This window comes from Leptothrix toolikensis (SeqCode) (assembly GCF_057922285.1).
This window is the reverse complement of the sequence record NZ_JBYSVC010000124.1, coordinates 1-4683: the sequence shown is the minus strand read 5'-3', so window position 1 is coordinate 4683 and position 4683 is coordinate 1. Positions and strand designations below refer to the sequence as shown.

Sequence of the window (4683 nt, the reverse complement as noted above, 5' to 3'; positions counted from 1 at the left end):
CGGCCGCCAAGCCGGCAAAAAGCGCCCGGTTACCCTCGAACAGCTCCTTCATCGTGTCCACCAGCAGGCTCTTGCCAAAGCGGCGCGGCCGGCTGAGGAAGAAGCACTTGCCCGATTCGATCAAGTCGATCACCAGCCCCGTTTTGTCCACATAGTAGGCGTCGCTGGAGCGAATCTCGCTCAAAGTCTGGATGCCAATCGGCAGCTTGCGGCGGGACAAAACGGGGCGGGTGGAGCTCATGAGGCCCGAGTGTAGCGAGCCCGCCCCGTCATGTGATGTTCAAACAATGCCCAGATTGCGCACCGCGCTGGTGGCGCTGCCGTTGCCGTTACGCACGCGGGTTCTGAGCTTGACAAGCTGCCCAGCGCTGAAGGGGCCGATGGCGTTGCCGCTCGGATCGACCCGGACGGTGCGGGAGAAATCGGCATCGACCCCAGCGATCTGCCACTCCAGCGTGCTGTCGGCCTTGCCGTCCACGCTGGCGGGGTCGTAGGCCACCAGCACATGCAGGTGGTCTTCGCCGCCCTGCACCACATCCTTGATGCTGAGCGTGGCGGGCAGGTTGGGCGCGCCGGTGTCGATCTGCGTCATGGCCCGTGCCAGCGCCGGGTTGGCGCGGGCCAGCGCCTGCATGCGGGCGTAAAAGCGCTTGTTCAGGCGGTCCAGCGCAACGGCGGCTTCACGCAGATCCACGCGGGCGTGGTTGAGGCGCGCACTGCCGTTGGCCAGGGTCTGCGCCAGCACGGTCTGGGCTTCCATGGCGGCGTTGAGTTCGACCAGGCCCTGCGCGTCGTTGACGATGCCGGCGCGGGGTGGCTGCATGGCCGCCAGATAGGCGTTGATGCGTTCCAGCGCACTGGCTAGCTTGTGGCCGCGACTGAGTGCGGCCTCGGTGGTGCGCGGCTTGATGGCATAGGCCGGCGCAAGCAGGTCGATGAGCGCACTCTCCTCGTGCACGTGGTCATCGAGTTCGGCCTCCACCACCTTGGGCAGCGTCAGCACCAGATGCTGGAGCGCCAGCAGGCCGCGACGCTCAGCGTTGTTGGCACCGTCGTAGTCGGCCAGCGCATGGTCGCGCTGCTGCGCCATCGGGTCCAACGCCAAGCCCTGCGCGGCCAACCCAGCCGCATCGACCCCGGCCACCGAAAGGCCGGCTGCAAAGGTATTGATCACCGCCACCGTCTGCGTCGTACGGTTTTGGATGCTTTGATGGAACTCCATGATCTTGCTCCCTGAGAATGTTGCCGAACCGCAAGGCCGCCACCCCATCCCGAGGCCACGCGCCCTGGATCCGCAATCCACTCTATAGACACGACCCACCACCATCCACCCTTGGCAGAAAGGCGTTACATCCGTTCCAGTTGGTTGCTAAGGTTTGGGAGGGCGGGTACTTTGCCGACACCGAACGCGGTGATGCCACGCATGCGTTAATCGATATCGTCGAACGTGGATGTGGGGAGAACGGTTGGCGGTGGTTCATTGCTAGCATGGCAGGTAGGGCAGCTACGGAGTTTTTTCGAGCGTTGGCGCGAATGTGGAGACCGCGACTTATGGAGCAGCTGCACGACGCTTTCGATAGTCGTTCAGCGCTTTAACGAATCGGTCTAACAATGGCTGGAAGCCCGTGAAATCAATGCTGGCATCAATGCTGGCTGCCTTCTTCGCAACGACCTCGTAGGCAAACGTCGCTTTGCCGTAAGTCGTCTTTGTGTCGCTGTCCTTGGAGCGGTCAAAGGTTCGCCCATTGACGGGGACGGAATGCGTGGCTGCGCTGAAAAGGTCTTCCATATCGGACGACGTTTTCCCGGCAGAGGTCGGCGTGAGAACGATGTATACGTTCCCAAAGAGGTGATGGAACCCGACAGATTGATCCAAGTCCTTGCCGAACATACCTTTGACATATGCGCGTATCTTTTTGACGCCGTCATCGTCGTCGAGCGCAATGATTACGGGCTGGTTTCCGGGAGGTGCCTTGATGTCTTTGTATTCGTGATGCAGGGTTTGGATGAACTCTTTGATATGGGGTGTCCCCCCATGAATTCCTAGCACTCTTGCAGTTAGTTTTCCGCGATCCTTGATCGGGTAGCGGTGGCGCCTGAAGAGAAGCTTGATCTTTCCGTCCGCCGCCACGTTAGCCAGCTGCGGATAATTCGTCGCTAAAGCGCGAGCGGCCTGCGCGATGTAAACCAAGTCTGTCTTGCCTTCGCACAGGACGAGCGGCATCGACGGCGCGTAGAAGTCGTGGAACAGGACGAACGTCCGATACAGCCTCTCAGGTGCGTTGAGGGGCACGGCGTAGTCAGCGACAGAACCACGGCGGCTTGCGTACACGATGTACTCGAGCATGCCTCTTAGCTGCTCTGGCTTGCCGGCTTCTTTGATTTCTTGCACTGGGCCGACCGAGGCATCGCCTTTCTTCTTAACGAAGAAAGAGCCTGTGGAGGTGTAAGTGTGAACGAGCGTGCGCACGTGGCGGCGGTACTCATCGGGAGCATTGATCTTTCGATTGACCACGAGTCCAGTCACTAGCTGACGCGAGTCGTGGTACTGCATGCGGGTCTTTGCCTCGTTCAGCCGAAAACCACCTCGATCGACCAAATGCCTAAGAGCGCCGCCGGGGACCCACTTATGAGCCACTATCTCGCCCGTGACAGCAACGGAAGGAGGGAACGTGCGTTTGTTTGTTGAGAACGTCAGATCATCGACATACCTAGAGTAGGTAATACCCTCCGCCTGGGCAAGTTTGGTCAGCTGGATGTCCACCACATGTCCGATTAGGTTCGATATAACCGGAGAACATGGGCTGCCTTGTGGAAGCGCGTTCTGGAAGCAGGCGATCTGTGCAAGGACGGTGGCAACAGGAGGATGCAGGGCAAATTCTCGATCCTTGATGAAAAATCCCCGGACTCGCCCAAAATTGATGCTACCGAAGAAATCTTCAACGTCAACGTTGAACACGAAGCGCTGGGCGCGATGTTGCAAGGCGTTGGTGACAATCGATCTACGACGCTTGAAGCCGTGGGAAATGCGATCCGGCCACTTGCTTCCGTCTGCCTTTCCGAGCTTGACTTGAATCTCTTCAAGGCAGTCTTGGAGGATATCTGCCAGATTGCGCTGCAGTAGCTTCAGTTGGTCGCAGGGCGCTGCGATGGTTCGCGTGCCGCCGGAACGCTTCGGGATGCTGAAGAGCGTGTACTTGGAATGTTCCGGAAGCTTGTAGAGGAGATAAGCCACCGCTCGTGGCGTGAAGCCGAGCATCTGGGCTACATCGTGCAATGACATGCATGTCTTCAAGACTGCTAGGGCCGACAAGAGCTTTCTCCCTTATAAGGGGATCTGTGAGCGCTCCTACGCCAGTGCTGCGGTAAGGTTGCTTAAAGATAGTGCAGGGCATAGCCCCATCCATTTTTGTCACGTGCTCCGATTCAGAGCACCAAAGTCCGCTCACAGACCCGGCGAAGATCTTAGCTCAAGCCAGTTCAGCCTGAGTCGCTGAGGATGGTATTTGCTTGCTCCGTGATCGCCGAAAGGGGCACGCTGAACTGCGGCAAACTGAACGACAGTTCATGGTCAACGGCAGCCGCCCCGCAGCCTAATGGCCCTCAACCCGTCAATGACAAGCAGGCTCTCTGCGTATTGCTCGCCAAAGACCGCCTCACTTCACGCGCCCCTTGCGTCAACGGTATCTTGCCGAAGAAGAAAACCACGGCGGCACCATCCACGCGCATTCCCGCAGCACAGAACCCGGTTCCCGGACGCCTAGCCTTGGTTCCCAAAGGCCGGGTGACGGTTCCCGGGTGGTATGGGCTGATGGCCGGGCGGCGCAAGGGCGTTCCGGCACGGCCTAGGTCGATTCCCCACCCGCAGCAGCCTGTGGCGTCAACGGAAAGTGGCGGGGCCGCAGGGCTGGCGGCTGGGGCGCTGGATCAGCCTGCGGCGGCGGGATTGCAGCAGCGTCAGAACCGACGATGCCCCACGAGTCACCGATCAATCAAACCAAATGCCGCTCATGGCAAAGCGCAGGGTCATGTGGTTGCATTTGGGGCAGCGGTAGGCACCGTTGGTCAGGCGCAGGACGCGGCCGAGTTTTTGGCGGGCGTTCCAGCTCACCAGCGGTAAATCGCCAAGCTTGGGCTCATAGAGCACCGGATGGTGATACGGGATGGGATAGGGCTTGCGGCAATGCGGGCAGGCTTTTTTGCGGTCGTAGAGGTTGACCGTGATCAGCTCGTTGCAATGACGGCACACGCACGGGAACAGGCAAACGATGTCGTGGTTGGAAATGCCACCACCCACCAAACTTTTGGTTTGAAAACCGCAAGGACAACTTGCCGTGACGTGTGAACCCATGCCCCTTCTTCCTTTTTCCGCCCAGACTAACCAACGCGCATCGTAGAGGCGGCCCAAGCGTTTTTAACGCGAAGAGGCCGCCTTGAGTCGCTCAATCCGTTCTTTTGTGGGGGGATGGGACGAAAAACCGATCCCCCAATCGTGGGGAACGTCCTCGGGCACACCGTCAGGAGCGGTCGCCTGGCCGGCTTGCAGGCGCTCGAAGAGCACGGCCAACACCATGGGTTCGATGCGGTTGGCCTGCAAAACAGCGATGGCGTGCTCGTCGGCGTCGCGCTCCATGTCGCGCGAATAGGCCATTTGCCCCAAGAGCAACGGCGCGCTGCTCAACA

At 59.8% G+C, this 4683-nt stretch carries 5 protein-coding genes; all 5 read right to left on the bottom strand.

All coding sequences use genetic code 11. The features are described 5' to 3' along the window. The coding region (locus AC3VI7_RS12165; protein ID WP_489671576.1) for an AAA family ATPase at positions 1 to 241 on the bottom strand (241 nt) is incomplete at its 3' end. 39 nt (positions 242 to 280) lie between these two features. Continuing rightward, entirely contained in the window at positions 281 to 1222 is a 942-nt protein-coding gene (locus AC3VI7_RS12160; RefSeq protein ID WP_489668573.1) for a hypothetical protein, read from the bottom strand. Between the two features lie 327 nt (positions 1223 to 1549). Beyond that, a complete protein-coding gene (locus AC3VI7_RS12155; RefSeq protein ID WP_489668633.1) occupies positions 1550 to 3295 on the bottom strand; it encodes a retron Ec67 family RNA-directed DNA polymerase/endonuclease in 1746 nt (581 codons plus the stop codon). Between the two features lie 693 nt (positions 3296 to 3988). Continuing rightward, positions 3989 to 4351, bottom strand: a complete 363-nt coding sequence (locus tag AC3VI7_RS12150; RefSeq protein ID WP_489671164.1) for a hypothetical protein — start codon at positions 4349 to 4351, stop codon at positions 3989 to 3991. A 63-nt stretch (positions 4352 to 4414) separates the two neighbouring features. Beyond that, the coding region (locus tag AC3VI7_RS12145; protein ID WP_489671575.1) for a M48 family metalloprotease at positions 4415 to 4683 on the bottom strand (269 nt) is incomplete at its 5' end.